We start from the raw sequence: 16,259 nt of genomic DNA, 5'->3' as shown, positions 1-16,259 counted from the left end.
AGAATTTTGCAAAAGTCTTTTTAAATGAATTTTAATTGCCCAATTTTTATATTTTCTTCTTTATTATCTATTTCTACGATAACTTCTTTATCTAGAATCTTTTTTATTTTTATTGAATTTATTTCTTCATTTTCCTTAAGAAATTTGCCATTTAAAATACAAATTTTTTGGGAATTAATTGTTATGATACCTGATAGTTTTAATGCTTTCTTAACTGTTAATTTTTCTTCTTTGTTAGTTTTAAATAAAAAAATTTTTTGCTTATTTATTTCTATATTACTGATATTTTTAATTTCTTTTTTAATAGATAGATCTTCAATATTTATATATTTTGTGTTTGGAATATATATTTTGAAATTTTTTATCTTCCATATTTTGATACCCGTAATGATTATGGCCATAATTATTGGCAGCCATAATAATAAGATGTTCATTTTACTCTTTATTGTCATAAAATGTAAATTTTTCTCCTGATAATTTAATTTTTAAAAAGCAGATATTTTTCTTGCATTCATTTTTTATTTTAATGTTATCTAAAAAAATTAGATAATTTCTTTTGTAGATTGAATTTATGTATTTGTTTATTTCTATTTCGTTGTTTGCAATAAAATCTGCGTTTATTTTGGAGTTAATAACTTCTTTTTGGGCTAGATTATTAACTACTAATTTAATATTGTCTTTCTGTTTTTTGACTCGTTCAATATTTATTTTTAAGTTGTTATTAATTTTTTTGTATTTTTCGTATTTTATTTTAGCTTCAAAGGCTTTTGTTGTGCTTAATATGAAAAATAGGCTTATTAATATTAGTCCCAATATTTCTAGGTGTTTTTTAATATTATTTATAATCTCTTTCATAATAGTTAATTTTTATAAAATCCTTTTATTGTTAAATATCCTTTTTTGTTTTTTTCGTCATAAATAAAAGAAATAAGATTTTCGTTTGTTTCTATTTTATTTTTTAATCTAAGTAAAAAAACGTCAAATTTGTTCTGAATATAATTTAATTCTCCTTTACATTCTGCTTTAATTAAAAGAGAAAATTTTTCATTTTCTTCTTTTTTACCTTCTATATCAGAAATTCTTATTTCTCCAGGAGTTATAGTATTTAACCAGGATAAAAATGTATTTAACTTAAAGGTTTTAAGATAATCTTTTTTTAAAGAAATAATCTTTTTTAATTTTTCTTCTGTTTCTGGAGGTATAATCTGCTCTAGTTCAGCATTTTTTAATCTTAACTCTTTAACTAAAACTTTATATTTTTCTTCTTCTGTCTTTGCTTTGGGGGTGTAATAAAACCAGACACCATAACTTAAAAAAGAGCTTAAAAGCATAAAATATGCGATTTTTCTTACTAAACTAAAATGTTTTTGAAAAGTTTTATAGTCTTCTGGTAAAAGATTATATTCTTCAGGGATAAAAAAAGAACCAAAAAAATAAGGTTTTTCTAAAATCAGATTAATATCTGCGCCTTTAATAAAAGAAAAAGAAGCTTCTATTAAAGGAATAGATGTTTCAGGAACAAGTTCCCTTTTAGGCCCGTAACTTATTATGCCTTTTAGACTTATTCCTAAAACTCTTTCAGCATAATCAATAGTGGTAAGCAGAGTTTCTTCTACCTGCGAAGGAGTAATACCAAAGCTTTTATTAATAGATAATGTTCTAAGATAAATGATTTTATTAAGACCAGTTATGGCTATGTAAAGTTTATCTTCACTTAGATATATGCTGATAATATTTTCTTTTGTTTCGTGAATAGTTAAGTAGCAAGTGGCTATTTGTTCTGCAGAAAGAAGCTTAATTCTTGCTTCTATTTTTTGAGTTTCAGAGACAATCTCTTCTATGAGCAGTTTGTTTACTGCTATAAAGCTAACTTCTAATTGAGTTTCTAAATCTTCCTCTATTTTGAAAACTATAAAAGGAGTGCTTTCAAAAATACCCAGTTCTTTAAGTCGTTCTCTTATTTGAATTTTGATAAGCTCTTTAGGGCCTTTAGGTATGACTTCTTTTCCAAGATAAAGTTCTGGAAAATACTTTATTAATGTAAGTTCTCTGGCTTTGAATTTTTTAAGAATAGTCTCTTCTGGGTAGTCCTGTAAAATAATTTCCGAGCCCTTCTTTTTAAATTGAGCGGCTATATATTTTTCGCCTTCTTTTTGTAAAACGAAAATCTTTTTCATTTAAGCCACCAGCGCCAGATTATAAGACAGGTAATACAGATAATTATTATTGATAAAAACAATATTCCTACTTTAAAAAAAACTATTTTGCCGTTTTTTTTATCATAAGGGTCTAGGGTATTTAAGGCGTCTTTTAAAAGATTTTCGTCTATTTTTTTCTTATTTTCAGCCGCCGCTACAAGTACTGCCCTGTCCATTATCTTGTTTATCAAACGAGGAATTCCCTGACTTTCTCTATAAAGAAGTTTATAAGCTCGTTTATCTAGGTTTAACCCTATGCCACCAGCTTTATGCCAGCGAAAATTAATATACTCCACCACTTCTGAAGGGCTTAAGGGCTCAAGTTTTTCCCATACAGAAATTCGTTGAAGAAGTTGAGAAAGCTCTGGAGACTTTAATTTATCTTTTAGGCCTGGCTGACCAACCAGAAGAATCTGGATAAGCTTTTTCTTTTCGGTTTCCAGATTAGAAAGGAGTCTCAGTTCTTCAAGGCTTTCTATTGGAAGATTTTGTGCTTCATCAACGATAAGAACAAGAGTTTTTCCCTTTTTAGCCAAGTCTAGTAAATGATCTTTAAACTTTCTTAAAAGCTGTTCTTTGGTTTCGGAAGCGGAGGTTTCTATATCTAAATCTTCAAGTATAGCCTCTAAAAGTTCTTTAGGGTTAAGGGTAGGAGATAGAATAAAGGCAGTTTCTTTATCTTTTGGCAAACTTTCAACAAGTAGCCGCAAAATAAGGGTTTTTCCAGTGCCGGGCTCCCCGGTTAGTATTAAAAACCCTTCACCGCGAGCCAGAGCGTAGCGCAAAACTTCTAAAGTTCCCTGGTGTTTATAGGAAGGAAAAAAATATGAAGTATCAGGCGTGAGCCTGAAAGGATGGTCTTTTAAAGCAAAAAAATCCAAATAATCAGGTATTTGGGTCATATTAATAGCTTGCTCCAATCTGAGAAATCATATCATAAATTGGCCCGATTAAGGCCAGAGCAATTATCAAAAACATAAGCCCTGCTATTACAATGAGAATAGGTTCTATTATTTTAGAAAACACAGCCACCAATCTTTCAAGGTTCTGATAATAGTAATCGGCCAGATAGCGGAGTTGTTCAACGAGGCGTCCGGTTTCTTCTCCAACGCCTATCATGCGAAGTTCTAGGTGGGAGAAAAAGTCTGTGGCCTGGCAGGCTTCAAAAAGGCTAAAACCGCTTTCAATACGAGCTTTGAGGGTCTTTAAAATTTCGTCCATATAAGGGTTTTTAAGGCTCTGCCCCATAATTTCAAGGGTGCGCATAAGGTTTACCCCTGCCTCTAATAAAAGGGCGGAGTATTCAAAGAAAAAGGCCATAAGAGAGGCACGTTTTACTTTGCCTATGAAAGGCAGTCTTAAAATACCTTTTTCCAGGTAAAAACGAAATTGCCTGTTTTTCCAGGCTCCCAGCAAAACAAAAGCTATTAGCATGGGGAAAAACAAAAAGTAAATCCAGTTAGCTGTACAAAAAGAAACTACGGCTATAAGAATGCGCGTGGCAAGTGGTAATTCAACTCTCATTTCCTTAAAAAGGGTAAGAATTTGGGGCAAGACAAAAAATATCCAGAAGGCCAGAGCCGCTGTCATGCTCACCAGAACAAAGCCAGGGTAAATAAAGGCCCTTTTGGTATTTGAGATAATTTCATCCACGCGTAAAAGATGTTCGGCTGCTGCTGAAAGGGTTTCGTCAAGCCGGCCGGTCTCCTCGCCAACCAGCGTTAAGGCCTGAACAATGGGATAGAATATTTTTTCGTGTTCTTTTATTGTTTCGTGAAAAGTCTTTCCTCCTTCAATATTTCGTCTGAGTTTTCGGATGGCACGAGCAAGTGTTTTATTATCAGTGGTTTTTTCGAGGTCTTCCAGGGCCTGGATTAAGGGCACCCCACCTTTTATCATAAAAGCAAGGTTGCGGCAGAATTCGGCCAGTTCTCTGCGAGTTACCCGAGGTTGAAACAGGCTTTCCCATAAATAATGTTTTTTAGGCTTGTATTTGAGGAGAACTAAGCCCTGTCTTTCAAGCCAGCGCAAAAGTTCAAGAGGGCTTGTAAATTCCCCTTCGTCTTTTATGCGCTTTCCTGTGGCAGGCTCTAGGGCTTCGTAAATAAATACAGGCATCAGCCGAGCACCCTTATGGCTTCTTCTAAGGTAGTTTCTCCTGCTAGTATGCGTTTTTTAGCAGAATCCCATAAAGTTTTCATTCCTCGAGAAAGAGCTTGCTTTTTTATCTCTGTAGCAGGAAGACCTTTGGCCATGTTTTCTTTTAAATCTTCAGAAAGGATCAAAATTTCTGTTATAGCTATCCTTCCGCGATATCCTTTGCCATGACAGTTATCACAACCCTTTCCTCGGAAGTAGATTCCATCCTCTGGCAGTCCATACTTTTTAAGTAGGTCTGTGGGAGGATGGTATTCTTCCATACAATCAGGGCATATACGCCGCAAAAGGCGCTGGGCAGTAACTCCGAGAAGGCTTCCAGCCAGTAGAGAGTCCGTAACATTTAAATCTCGTAAGCGTTCAATCGCAGAGATGGCATCATTGGTATGGAGGGTGGAAAGCAAAAGGTGCCCGGTTAAAGCGGCACGTACGGCCATTTGAGCGGTATCCTCGTCTCTTATCTCGCCTACCAGTATTACATCTGGGTCCTGACGCAAAAAGTGCCTGATGGCTGCAGCAAAGGTGTAGCCTATGTCTTCGTTTATTTGCGTCTGGCGAATTAAAGGGAAGTGGTATTCTACCGGGTCTTCTGCGGTCATAACATTCTTTTTGATGGCGTCAATTAAGCGAAGAGCAGCGTAAAGAGTGGTGGTTTTTCCCGAACCTGTGGGTCCGGTTACCAGCACCATTCCGTGTGGCTTGGTAAAGAGTTCTTCTAGGGCTTTCACTTCTTCCTGGTCAAAACCCAGGGTAGTAAGATGTTTTATGGAGGCTTTAACAGGTAAAAGACGGATTACCAGGTTTTCCCCAAAAAGTCCTCGCACGGTGGAGATTCTTAAGTCAAATTCGTCTCCGAGAAATATAAAGCGCATTTTGCCGTCCTGGGGGAGGCGTTGTTCGGCAATGTCCATATTGGCTCTAACTTTTACGGCGTTTATCAACCGTCCATGAACTGTAGCTGGAAAAACAAAGGCCAATTCCAATAAACCGTCAACCCTGTAATATACCCGAAAAGTTTTTTCATAGGGCACAAAATGTATGTCTGTGGCGTTTAATTTGATGGCTTCTATCATCAGGTTTTGAAAGAGTTGGTCCACGTCAAAGTTAAGAGTGGGGTTTCTTTTTAATTTTTCAAGGAGAGCAGCTATTTCTTCGCGGGGTGGGTGCTGAAGAAAGTAGTAGAAATGCTCTACAGTTTTTTGTATTTGTGACTTGGGGGCCACGTAAAGTTCTACTTTACTTTGGGCGTGCCGTAAAAGGGCTTCTATGGTGCGACGGTCAAAAGGGTCAGCAATGGCCACGTGTAAAACGCCTTTTTCATCAAGTTTGAATGGTAAGACCAGGGCTTCACGGGCAAATTTATTGGGAACTTTCAAAAGGGCTTTTTTTTCGGGAGTAATGTTTGATAAGTCTATAAAAGGAAGCCAGTTTTGCTCTCCAAGGACTCTGGCGATCTCAAAATCCGTAACCAGGCCAAGGCGTACCAGCACTTCACCTAGGCGCTCGCCGGTGGCCTGCTGTTCTACCAGAGCAAACTTAATATGCTCTTCGGTAATATACCCTGCTTCTTTAAGTAATTGGCCAATGGGTTTTTTCATGGCTGTTTTTTTGCCTTACTGTTTATTTACTGCTATCATAACTACTGGAACATATTTTTGATTTGAGTTCCCAGAGTGTCACCCAGCGTGAAATGTCGTCGTATTCTTCAGGGCGAAAGATGTCTTTATAAGAGCTGTCTTCAGAGGAGAATTCGAAATCATCAACATCTGGTTCTCCTTGAGAGTAAATTTTTACGGTTACGTCACTAGTTATGTTAGCAGTAAACAAGCCGTTTTCTGCTATATCATCAGTGGAACCGCTAGCAATTCCCGTCTGAATGTTGTAATTAATACCGCTTCCTACTAAAACAAAAGCTATGTTTTCTTTTGTTGTATTATCTGGATCTTTTAGTTTGATGTTTGTACTGGTTTGATCGCAGATGTCTCCACTGGCAAGGTTTTGGTCGTAAATGTATAGAAATGGTTTTCCGGTGCTGTCTTTGCTGTAAGGGACGATTGTGGCGACTTCATTGGCAGTGGGGAGTTTTCTATAGGTGATAATATAACCGATAATAGCTTCTCGGTTGGCGTCAAGTTTTTCTCGGCTTTCAATATATTTAGCTCGCTTAGTAAGCGGGCCTAACATGCTTACACCTAGGCCTAAAATAAAGCCCATGATAACCAGAACGATAGCTAATTCTATTAAAGTTAAGCCTTTGTTTCCCATTTTAATTTTTGACACCATAATAAATTTAATCTAAATTTTCTTTCGGCCGAAAATAAAATTAACAAAAATATAAATTGGAAAACTTAAAGAGTAGGAGGTTTTTAAAATGCATAACAAAAAAGGTTTCACTTTGGTAGAGTTGGCCATTGTGCTGGTAATCATTGGTATTATTTTAGGAGGGGTGCTTAAAGGCCAGGAAATCATTAAAAACGCCAAAATTAAGCGCCTTTATAACGATTATCAGGGCTATGTAGCAGCTATTTATACTTATCAGGAAAGATACGGTGCCCTTCCTGGAGATGATCGCAATGCTGCTACCAGATTTGCTACTTGTAATCCTGTCCCCACGAATGGAGACGGAGACGGCCGTATGGATGATGAAGATGGAACCACCTGGGGTAGATACTGGCACCATTTAAGATGCGCAGGAATTATTCCGGGGTCAGGTAGTACCCATCCTACCCATGCTTTTGGGGGTAGAGTTTATATTAATTATAATGACTATAATATTTCTGGACATACGATTTGTTTTCAGAATGTTCCTGGCGACGTAGCTGATGCTATAGATAGAACTAATGATGACGGAATTCCCAACTCGGGAAGTATTCAGGGAGATGGTTCAGCTACTACTTATGATCCTGCAACATCCTATACCCTTTGCTTCCGTCTTTAATTTCAACCTATAATAGGGCGAGGGCTGAGCATTAAAGCCCTCGCCTGCTGTTATCCTTCCAAGCTTGCAGGCTAAAAGTCTTTATGTTATGTGATTAACAAAACGCCGAGGTGGCGGAACTGGCAGACGCGGTGGACTCAAAATCCACTGGGCCTTGCGCCCGTGCGGGTTCGACTCCCGCCCTCGGCACCATCTTTCATCCTATTTTCTAAAAATTTTCCTTCTAATTTTTCCTAAAAGTTGGTATTAAATAAAGGGGTTCTTCTCCGAATAAAAACCAACCTAAAAAAAGGAGGTCTTTTTATGAAAGTTACAATTTCCGTTATTAAAGCGGACATTGGCGGTTATGTAGGGCATTCTTCTACGCATCCTGAAGTGGTGGCTAAGGTTGAAGAATATGCCAAGGCCGGGGTAGAAAAGGGCATTTTGCTTGACGCCTCAGTTATCACCTGTGGTGATGACATCGCTATTGTTATGACCCACACTAAAGGCAAAGATAATGAAGAAATTCATAAATTAGCCTGGGACGCCTTTGTAGCAGGTACTGAAGTGGCCAAAAAGCTTAAGCTTTACGGCGCAGGGCAGGATCTTCTGGCTGATGCCTTTTCGGGAAACGTAAAGGGCATGGGCCCGGGAGTGGCTGAAATGGAAATAGAAGAACGCAAAAGTGAGCCTTTTATCGTCTATTTTGCTGATAAAACCTCTCCCAGCGCCTGGAACCTGGCTCTTTACGAGATGTTTGCTGACCCTATGAACACTGCTGGCCTGGTAATCGACCCTTCCATGCACGATGGTTTTACCTTTGAAGTTATGGATGTTTACTCTGGTAAGGCTGTAAAGTTAGAAACCCCTCGCGAGCTTTACGATCTTCTGGTATTCATTGGTGCTACCAGCCGCTATGTAGTAAGAGCAGTTTATCGCAATCGTGACGGGGAAATTGCAGCGGTAGCTTCTACCCAGAAGCTTTCCCTTATGGCTGGCCGCTATGTTGGAAAGGATGACCCTGTCCTTATTGTCCGTTGTCAGAGTGGTTTTCCGGCGGTGGGTGAAGCCCTTGAGCCTTTCGCTCGTCCCTGGCTGGTGGAAGGCTGGATGCGTGGTTCTCACACCGGGCCGCTTATGCCCGTTTCTTTTAAAGAGGCCAAACCCACCCGTTTTGATGGTCCTCCTCGGGTGATTGCTGCTGGTTATCAACTCTGTGAAGGAAAGCTTGTAGGTCCCAATGACCTCTTTGACGACCCTGCTTTTGATGACGCGCGTAATCGTTGTGCATTACTGGCCAATCAATTGCGTCGGCAGGGTATTTTTGAGCCTCACCGCTTGCCACCAGAAGAGATGGAATATACCACCCTTCCTAAAGTGCTTGAAAAGCTTAAGGACCGCTTTGTTGATATTGGCGAACCCGAGGCCAAAGCCCCTGGTTCTGGTGAAGGAGAAATCCACGAGTAATCAAGTAGGGGAGCTATGCCTCCCCTACTTTTTATCCAGGCAAAATTCTATAAAAATTTTTGAACCATTAAAAGAAAAAGGCATTACCAACCTTTGAGACTTGCAAAGTATTTCAAGGGTATGGTTCTCCCCAGAAACAATGGCCGGAGTTGAACTCTGAAGGCTTATACCGTTTTGTTCAAAACGGCGACGAAAGGCCCCACAAATCATATTGGCCATTTCTCCGGCTGCATCTCTTACTTCATCATTAATTTCTTCGGGCCTATGTCCAAATAGGCTCTCTACTACACCAAAAAGAGAATTTTTTTCAAAGGTGACCACAAAAGTGCCGGTGAAGCCCTTGCCCGTGAGCCCTAAAATTGCCGATACATCCCCCAGGGATTCCCTCTCGTGCCTGATAAAAGTTTTTTCTGGAGAGGGAGATTGACCGGTATAGGTGCTTAAAACTTCAATAACCGACGCTTCAATAGCTTCCACAATTGGTGACTTAGACATTCACCCTCCCGAGTTTTTTCTTTTATTTCGTGATAAAAAATAAAAAACTTTAAGGATTCTTGTTTGGGATTCTGTTAGTGTCTATAAATAGACTTACAAATTTTATTAACCACCGCCATGCCCCTGCGGGGCACAACGAAGGCATGAAAAGCTTGGCGGGGTGAGGCCCCCTGGCCTGTCCCCTTAAGACCATTTTCACAGGAATGGGAGCACAAAACATATAACAATTTTTGGAGCAGTCATTAGGGACCCCTTCTTTGTCATGGCGAGCGGAGCGAAGTAATCTTTATCCCGAGCAGTAGCGAAGGGATCAGAGATCGCCACGGCGACTACGTCGCCTCGCGATGACGTTCTGTAATGTAACAGAGGCTCTCATTAATAACCACGTTTATTTGAAATTTTCCCTGAACTTTTCCTGGATAAGTATTCCCAAAAATGAAAGGGCTTCTTCGCGGGTCTTTATTTTGCCTTCACTGCGGGCCTCTTCTACGGCTTCAAGGAGTTCGCGGAAAATAGGGCCAGGCTCAAGCCCAAATAAATCTATCAGATCCTGACCTGTTACCAATCTCTCTTTTTCCTGATTTATAAGTACTTCCTGGTTAAAATGATGAATCTCCCAAAAAAGATTAGCCAGTTCTATTTCAAGGCCGGGCTCTTTGTCTGGCCCGGCTGAAGCCAGGCTATCAGCCATGGCTACCATGAAAAGAGAAGGATAGTCTGGAACATCTTTTATTAGCCGGCGTATGGCGCGGCGGCTTAATCGGTTGACTTTAAACTCATGTAAAAGGTGAAAAGGGCGCATGTGATGCCTTATTAAAAGAGCTACTTCTTTAGTGAATTTTTTGGGAAATCTTAAACGCTCCCCAATCTTTAAGAAAATTTCGGCACCAACGCGGTCATGCTCGTAGAAAGTTATGCGATGCCTTATAGCGAAAGTATGAGGCTTCCCGATATCGTGAAAAAGGGCAGCTAAACGAATAGCTGTCTTTTTACGAGGACTATCTTTAATTGAGGTAAAAGGATTATTGGCTTCCAGATCACCAAAATATTTTTCCGGAGCCTCTATTACCAGATCAGACATTTCTAAAGCTAACAAAAGATGACCAAATACGTCTAAATGGTGAAAAGATGGTTGGGTTACATTTCTGGCTGCTTTTAATTCAGGAAAAATCTCAAACAAAAGTTCATCCTCAGCCATAAGAGCAATGACCTTGCCTGCCGTATGAGAAAAAAGAAGTTCCAGTTCAGTGGCTATCCTTTCTCTGGCCACGTGGCCTAAATGCTTATGTAGTTCTTTTATCCATTTTCTGGTTTGGGCTTCCAGAGCAAAGTCAAGTTCAGCTGCCAGGCGGTAGCCTCTTAGCATGCGAAGAGGGTCATCTATGAAATTTGTGCGTCCTAGGGCTTTTAGTAATCGTCGGGATAAATCTTTCTGGCCTTCAAAAGGGTCTATTAAGTTCCAGGCTGAAGGAGATTCATGGAGAAACTCTTCCAGCGTAACGGCCATGGCGTTTATGGTGAAATCTCTTAGGCTTAAATCTTTTTCAATAGAGCGGCTTTTTTGGCGAAAGTTTGAAAAATCCAGAAAATAGTTTTCTATTACTACCCGAAAAACACCTTCTTTTTCATCTAAGGGAACACAATGTCCATGGTGTTTTTGGGCTACCTTCTGGGCCAGCTCTTTGGCCCCTTGGGGTAAGGTTAAATCAATGTCTTTAAAAGGCCTTTTTAAAAAAGTATCTCTTATCGGACCTCCAGTAACGTATATTTCTTGGTCAATCAAATCTTTGAGAACATCTATTAGCTGCGATGGAATAAAATTCATATTATTTCCGGTATTGATTTTTCTTTTTTAGGTTTTTAATATAAAAAAAAACATGCTCCGAGATATTTTTCAAAACCTTGTAACCGAAGGCAGAGGCCTTTTCCCCTCAGATTCATTATTATTTAAACCTGTTGATAGAGAAACCGATATCCTAGGTCTTTATGAAGACCTTAAAATTCATCTCAGGCATTTCCGTTCGGTAACTGATGAAAACCCATTTGCTAACCCCATTTTACTTTTGGCCATTCATCTTACCCAGCGTTTAGAAAAGGGTGAGATAACTTTTTCTGCTTTGGAACAGTTAATTCAATTTCTTGATACCAAGGCCTATGTAGTGCGAGCTGAACGTATTGGTCAGTACGTAAGCGAAACAGAACCACTTAAAAACCTGGAAGTTATTGAAAAATTTATTGAAAATCTCCCTGGCCTTAAAGAAAAAGACTGGGAGACTTTTGCAGTCCAGGTAGCCCGGGAATTTTTGGGTATAGTTATTACAGGCCATCCCACTTTTGCCCTGCGCTTTGACTTGTTAAGAGCCCTGTCGGACCTTGCCAGCGGCCGAAACTTAGCTGGTGTTCCTTTAAACAAAGAGCAGATAAAACAACTCCTTTTAAAGGCCTTACACGTTGAACATCTTCCTGAACCAGATATTACCCTTGAAAAAGAACACTCCCTGGCTTTAGAGGCTATTTCTAATTTGAAGAAAGCAATATTACGACTTTATGACCTGGTATATAAAGTGGCCAAAGAGCATTTTCCCGAAAAATGGTGGGAGATTAGGCCCCGCTTGATAACAGTAGCCTCATGGGTGGGATATGACCTTGACGGACGGCGCGATATTGACTGGGCCCGTTCTTTTACCTTTCGCCTTGAGGAAAGGAAACTTTCTCTTAAGCGCTACCAGGACCAGCTTCAGGCCCTTTTAGATTTATGTCCGATTTCTGGTAACAATGAGGCTTTACGAGAGGGATTGGCCCAGGCCTTAAAAGTTGTTACGGAAAACCTTGAGGGCATAGACGAAGAAATAGAAGTTTTTCGTAAGTTATCTGAAAATAGTTTAGAAAGCCTTGATGACTTACGCCGTATATCTCAAAAAATGTACAAAGGTTTATCACGCCGTCTCACCAGGCCAAGTCTTCTTATTAGCTGGGTTGATGAGGCTATAGGCCGGGCTCAGGATTATCCAGAAATTCTCCATAGACTTTGCCTTTTGCGGGCGGAGATAGATAATTTTGGGCTTGGTGGCTCACATATTCACGTGCGTCTGAACTCCAAACAAATTCATAATGCTATTCGTACCCTTATAGGTCTTGAGACAGACCCCGAAGATCCAAGTGCTAAGAAAACTTATCTCAAGACCCTTGATAATCTCCTGGCAGAAGTTTCTCCGGTTACTATAAACTTTGGGTCACTCCTTGCTGAGCGTACTACAGCTAAGCGCCTTTTTATGTTGGTAACCCAGATGGCTAAATATATTGATTCTGAAACGCCAATTAGATTCCTTATTGCTGAAACTGAGAGCAGTTTTACATCTATTGCTGCTCTTTATTTTGCCAAGCTTTTCAACGTGGAAGAAATAGTTGATATTTCACCCCTTCTTGAAACCCCACGGGCGCTAATCAGAGGAGCACGTATTGTTGATGAAATGTTCAGCAATTATTATTTTCGCAACTATGTCTTACTTCGGGGGCGTTTCTGTATTCAAACTGGTTTTTCCGATGCCGGGCGGCATTTAGGGCAAACAGCAGCTGGTTTTATTATTGAAAACTTTCGCCGACGACTGGCCAAACTTTTAAATAAACACAAGTTAAATGATATAGAACTGGTTATTTTCAATACTCACGGAGAATCTATTGGAAGAGGAGCTCACCCGGCAAGCTTTGAAGCCCGCTTGAATTATTTAATGTCTCCTCGCAGCCGGAAAGAGTTAACCCAGGTTGGAATAGATTTAAAAGAGGAAGTTTCTTTTCAAGGCGGTGATGGTTACGTTTATTTTTTAAATCCGTATCTTGCCTTAGGAGTTTTGGCCCGGATATTTGAGTTTATTGAAAAATCTTTAAAAGAACCAGACAATGACCCCTTTTACCAGGAATGGGATTATATATTTGAATTTTTTACCACCATTCAGCAGTTTAATGAACAGTTAATGCAGGACCCGGATTATGCCCTTCTTTTGAACGATTATGGACGCAATTTTCTATTTCCCACAGGCTCAAGGCCCATTAAGCGCCAGTTTGAAATAGAGAAATCCCTTTTGACTGCTGCTGAAATAAGGGCCATCCCCCACAACGCCGTTTTGCACCAACTTGGCCTTCTGGCTATTCCCATGGGAGGAATTGGCCAGGCTATTAAGAAAAATCCTGAAATATTTTTACAGCTTCAGAAAAATTCCCCCAGGTTTAAGCTCATTATTTCTATGGCTGAATATGCCCTTTCTTTTTCTGATTTTTACGCGTTTTTGGGCTACATTAACGTGTTAGACCCTGGTTTTTGGCTCATGTTATCTGCCAAGGCTGATAACTCTCTTCACGCTGAAGAATTGCGTCAGGTGGCTAATTCTCTTGAAGCCAAGGACTATTTTACAAAATTTTCAAGAATCGGCCGCTTTTTGGGCCTGGATCTTTTGCTTTTTACCGAGATTCTACAGGTAATTTATAGCATTAGAGATAACATTCCCGGTGTGTTGTACGATAGAGATGGCCTCTGGATGGACAAAAGAGTTAGAGATTACCTTGAAATTCTTCACGCCATAAGGTTGGCAATTATTTACCATATTTTTACTCTGGCTGTTCAAATTCCTGATTTTAGCCCCCAAAGAGGGACTACCAGAGAAGAAGTTATTGAGCGCATACTTTGTTTAGAAGTGGAAGAGGCAGTCAAAGTTTTAAAAGAAATTTTTCCTCTCCTTGAGTATTCCACCGAAGCCGAAGATTTTGGAGAAAAAGCAACTTATCAAAGCGAACGGTACCTGGGATATTTTCAAGAACATCAAAATATTTTTATTCCTCTGGAAAGTCTTTACCGGCTGGTTAAAAGGATTACAGGTGGAGTAACTCATATAATCGGCTCTTTTGGTTAAATGTTGGGTCCCAGACAGATAACATCTTTTTGTTTGTCAACAATCTTTTTGTCCCTGAGAGTGCTTCGTTGCCTTTGGCTCCTCGCATGACGATAGACGTTTCTCGCGGTGACAAAATGGTTCGTCCTTGTATGGTTTTTACGAGTGGAGTAATTTTTTATGAGACTGCTTCGTCGCGCTTACGCGCTCCTCGCAGTGACAGGGAGAGGAGTCATTGCAAACTATAAAGTGGCGAAGCCATTCCTGTTTCGCAGTAAAGGGATCAGGGATCGTCACGGCGACTACGTCGCCTCGCTTGATGTCCTGTAATAAAAATCGATATTAAAAATACTTCTTGAATTAATGAATTTTCGTTATATAAGCAAAGTATAGCTTTTTAGGGCAAGGTGGAGCCATTGGAAAGACGCCGTTTATGGCTTTTAGTTGACGCTTTCTTTTTAGGAATCGTAGGAGCCATTGCGGCTTATGTTTTTGCTCATCTAGTTGATATTTCTGAAGAGTTTTTTTTACACCGCCTGGCTAAATATAAACCCCCTGGCCTTCCTTTAGAGGGTGGTACATTAGAAGAGTGGATAGGGCCTTATGGCCTGCTTTTGCTCCCAGTGGTTACCACTTTGGGTGGCCTTCTTTCAGGTTTAATTGTGTATTTACTGGCCCCGGAAACTAAAGGTCACGGCACAGACGCCGCTATCAAAGCCTTCCATTATAAAGAAGGGCATGTCAGGCCCCATGTGCCTTTTGTCAAGATGATTGCTTCGGCTGTAACCCTTGGTTCAGGAGGTGCTGCTGGAAGAGAAGGCCCTACGGCCCAGATTGGTTCTGGGGTAGGGGCTATCTGGGCTTATCTTACTAAGCGTCCGGCTCATGAAAGACGCCTTCTTCTTCTGGTAGGAATGGCGGCAGGGCTTTCAGCTATTTTCCGCTCGCCTATAGGCTGTGCTTTTTTTGCCATTGAAGTCCTTTATAGCCAGATTGAATTTGAATCGCGGGCCTTGCTTTATTGTTTAATCGCAGCGGTGGTGGCCTACGCCTTTTCTGGTTTTTTTATGGGTTGGGAACCACTTTTTAGTCTTCCAGCCAATATTGGTATTACCCATAGCCATGAATATTTCTTTTTTGCGGTACTGGGTCTCTTTAGTGGTTTTATGGCTGCTTTGCTTCCCAACGTTTATGGCACCATTCATAATTTTTTTGAAAAAATGCCTTTTCCGTTTTTTTTGAAACCCGCTCTGGGAGGCCTTTTCCTAGGGCTTTTGGCCCTTTTCCTCCCGCAGATTATTGGTATTGGTTACGGCTGGGTTCAAAAGGCCATTAATGGCGAGCTTTCAGGAGACTTGATGCTTCTTTTGGCTTTGGCTAAAGCTGTAGCTTTCTCTTTAACCGTAGGCTCAGGAGGTTCGGGAGGAGATTTTGCCCCAAGTCTTTACGTGGGAGGCATGCTGGGGGGCTTTGTAGCCAGCCTCTTTGGCCAGGACCCAGCGGCTTACGTGGTGGTAGGTATGGCTTCGGTTTTTGGGGCAGCGGCAAGAGCACCCATTGCCAATAGTTTGATTGTGGTGGAAATTACTGGTGGTTTCCAGCTTCTGCCTGCAGCAGCCCTCTCGGTGATGCTGGCTTATCTTATTCAAACATGGCTTACCCGCTTTTTGCCATACAAAAGTCTTTATGAATCACAGGTGCCCTCGCCGGTTCATTCTCCTGCGCATCGGGGTGAGTTTTTTACCGACATCCTTACCGACATTAAAGTAAAGGATATTTTCAATCCCCAGAAAGTTTGGGCCGTTATTCCTGAAGATATGACCTTTAGGCAATTTCTGGAGTTTTTTGGGCGCTCTGAGCAACATTATTTCCCGGTGGTAGATAAAGAAGGCAATCTGGTGGGAATTTTTTCTATAAATGATATCAGGCCATTTATTTTTAACGAAGAGTTAAAAGATATCCTTTTGATTAAAGACATTGCCCGAAAAGATGTGATAACTACCCATCCTTCAGAAGATATTAACACCGTTTTAAAGAAATTTACCCTGAGAAATATTGACCAATTGCCGGTAGTAGCAGACGATGACCCTAAAAGATTTTTAGGCATGATAAGCCGCCGAGAGGTAATCAATTTCTACA

The 16,259-nt window shown here is 40.2% G+C and carries 13 protein-coding genes and 1 tRNA gene; 5 read left to right on the top strand and 9 right to left on the bottom strand.

Annotated elements, in window-relative coordinates:
* Window positions 1-20: 20 nt before the first annotated feature.
* From TH606_RS00525 to TH606_RS00495, 7 genes are read right to left on the bottom strand one after another with little or no spacing between them, the layout of a single operon-like run.
* Window positions 21-434: a hypothetical protein gene (locus TH606_RS00525; RefSeq protein ID WP_068540508.1), complete on the bottom strand. Its 414-nt coding sequence runs from the start codon at window positions 432-434 to the stop codon at window positions 21-23.
* A 1-nt stretch (window position 435) separates the two neighbouring features.
* A complete protein-coding gene (locus TH606_RS00520) occupies window positions 436-855 on the bottom strand; it encodes a hypothetical protein (protein WP_068540506.1) in 420 nt (139 codons plus the stop codon).
* 5 nt (window positions 856-860) lie between these two features.
* A complete protein-coding gene (locus TH606_RS00515; protein WP_068540505.1) occupies window positions 861-2,177 on the bottom strand; it encodes a hypothetical protein in 1,317 nt (438 codons plus the stop codon).
* On the bottom strand, window positions 2,174-3,100 hold the full coding sequence (locus TH606_RS00510; protein WP_068540503.1) for an ExeA family protein: 927 nt from the start codon (window positions 3,098-3,100) through the stop codon (window positions 2,174-2,176). Before TH606_RS00510 ends, TH606_RS00515 begins: the two co-directional genes overlap by 4 nt.
* A 1-nt stretch (window position 3,101) precedes the next feature.
* On the bottom strand, window positions 3,102-4,316 hold the full coding sequence (locus TH606_RS00505; RefSeq protein ID WP_068540502.1) for a type II secretion system F family protein: 1,215 nt from the start codon (window positions 4,314-4,316) through the stop codon (window positions 3,102-3,104).
* On the bottom strand, window positions 4,316-5,953 hold the full coding sequence (locus TH606_RS00500) for a GspE/PulE family protein (protein WP_068540500.1): 1,638 nt from the start codon (window positions 5,951-5,953) through the stop codon (window positions 4,316-4,318). Before TH606_RS00500 ends, TH606_RS00505 begins: the two co-directional genes overlap by 1 nt.
* 22 nt (window positions 5,954-5,975) lie before the next feature.
* Window positions 5,976-6,620: a type II secretion system protein gene (locus TH606_RS00495; protein ID WP_197460473.1), complete on the bottom strand. Its 645-nt coding sequence runs from the start codon at window positions 6,618-6,620 to the stop codon at window positions 5,976-5,978.
* A gap of 106 nt (window positions 6,621-6,726) precedes the next feature.
* Between TH606_RS00495 and TH606_RS00490 the strand changes: the two genes are divergently transcribed.
* The 3 genes from TH606_RS00490 to fbp all read left to right on the top strand — a co-directional run bounded on the left by TH606_RS00490 (window position 6,727) and on the right by fbp (window position 8,742).
* Window positions 6,727-7,293, top strand: a complete 567-nt coding sequence (locus tag TH606_RS00490; RefSeq protein WP_068540497.1) for a prepilin-type N-terminal cleavage/methylation domain-containing protein — start codon at window positions 6,727-6,729, stop codon at window positions 7,291-7,293.
* A 104-nt stretch (window positions 7,294-7,397) separates the two neighbouring features.
* Window positions 7,398-7,485, top strand: a tRNA-Leu gene (locus TH606_RS00485).
* A gap of 111 nt (window positions 7,486-7,596) precedes the next feature.
* Window positions 7,597-8,742: a fructose-1,6-bisphosphate aldolase/phosphatase gene (gene fbp, locus TH606_RS00480; protein ID WP_068540495.1), complete on the top strand. Its 1,146-nt coding sequence runs from the start codon at window positions 7,597-7,599 to the stop codon at window positions 8,740-8,742.
* A gap of 24 nt (window positions 8,743-8,766) precedes the next feature.
* Here fbp and TH606_RS00475 read toward each other — a convergent pair whose 3' ends face one another.
* Together TH606_RS00475 and TH606_RS00470 are read right to left on the bottom strand one after the other, a co-directional pair.
* A complete protein-coding gene (locus TH606_RS00475; RefSeq protein WP_068540492.1) occupies window positions 8,767-9,237 on the bottom strand; it encodes a chemotaxis protein CheX in 471 nt (156 codons plus the stop codon).
* A 388-nt stretch (window positions 9,238-9,625) separates the two neighbouring features.
* Window positions 9,626-11,062 carry a CCA tRNA nucleotidyltransferase gene (locus TH606_RS00470; protein ID WP_068540490.1) on the bottom strand — a complete coding sequence of 479 codons (1,437 nt, stop codon included), beginning with the start codon at window positions 11,060-11,062 and terminating at the stop codon, window positions 9,626-9,628.
* A gap of 52 nt (window positions 11,063-11,114) precedes the next feature.
* On the opposite strand from TH606_RS00470, the gene TH606_RS00465 reads away from it, so the two are divergent.
* Both TH606_RS00465 and TH606_RS00460 read left to right on the top strand, forming a co-directional pair.
* Window positions 11,115-14,141, top strand: coding sequence for a phosphoenolpyruvate carboxylase (locus TH606_RS00465; RefSeq protein ID WP_068540488.1), 3,027 nt, complete (start codon window positions 11,115-11,117; stop codon window positions 14,139-14,141).
* Between the two features lie 395 nt (window positions 14,142-14,536).
* On the top strand, window positions 14,537-16,259 hold a 1,723-nt coding region (locus TH606_RS00460), incomplete at its 3' end, for a chloride channel protein (RefSeq protein ID WP_068540486.1).

The sequence above is a fragment of the Thermodesulfatator autotrophicus genome, assembly GCF_001642325.1.
Lineage (GTDB): Bacteria > Desulfobacterota > Thermodesulfobacteria > Thermodesulfobacteriales > Thermodesulfatatoraceae > Thermodesulfatator > Thermodesulfatator autotrophicus.
Note: the sequence above shows the minus strand (reverse complement) of the source record. Positions and strands in the feature narration are given on the sequence as shown.

Bases quoted from the DNA above. Each gene is read 5' to 3' on its own strand.
- TH606_RS00495 (WP_197460473.1), bottom strand. From the start codon at position 6,620: ATGGGAAACAAAGGCTTAACTTTAATAGAATTAGCTATCGTTCTGGTT.
- TH606_RS00490 (WP_068540497.1), top strand. From the start codon at position 6,727: ATGCATAACAAAAAAGGTTTCACTTTGGTAGAGTTGGCCATTGTGCTG.
- TH606_RS00525 (WP_068540508.1), bottom strand. From the start codon at position 434: ATGAACATCTTATTATTATGGCTGCCAATAATTATGGCCATAATCATT.
- TH606_RS00470 (WP_068540490.1), bottom strand. From the start codon at position 11,062: ATGAATTTTATTCCATCGCAGCTAATAGATGTTCTCAAAGATTTGATT.
- fbp (WP_068540495.1), top strand. From the start codon at position 7,597: ATGAAAGTTACAATTTCCGTTATTAAAGCGGACATTGGCGGTTATGTA.
- TH606_RS00515 (WP_068540505.1), bottom strand. From the start codon at position 2,177: ATGAAAAAGATTTTCGTTTTACAAAAAGAAGGCGAAAAATATATAGCC.
- TH606_RS00510 (WP_068540503.1), bottom strand. From the start codon at position 3,100: ATGACCCAAATACCTGATTATTTGGATTTTTTTGCTTTAAAAGACCAT.
- TH606_RS00475 (WP_068540492.1), bottom strand. From the start codon at position 9,237: ATGTCTAAGTCACCAATTGTGGAAGCTATTGAAGCGTCGGTTATTGAA.
- TH606_RS00505 (WP_068540502.1), bottom strand. From the start codon at position 4,316: ATGCCTGTATTTATTTACGAAGCCCTAGAGCCTGCCACAGGAAAGCGC.
- TH606_RS00465 (WP_068540488.1), top strand. From the start codon at position 11,115: ATGCTCCGAGATATTTTTCAAAACCTTGTAACCGAAGGCAGAGGCCTT.
- TH606_RS00520 (WP_068540506.1), bottom strand. From the start codon at position 855: ATGAAAGAGATTATAAATAATATTAAAAAACACCTAGAAATATTGGGA.
- TH606_RS00500 (WP_068540500.1), bottom strand. From the start codon at position 5,953: ATGAAAAAACCCATTGGCCAATTACTTAAAGAAGCAGGGTATATTACC.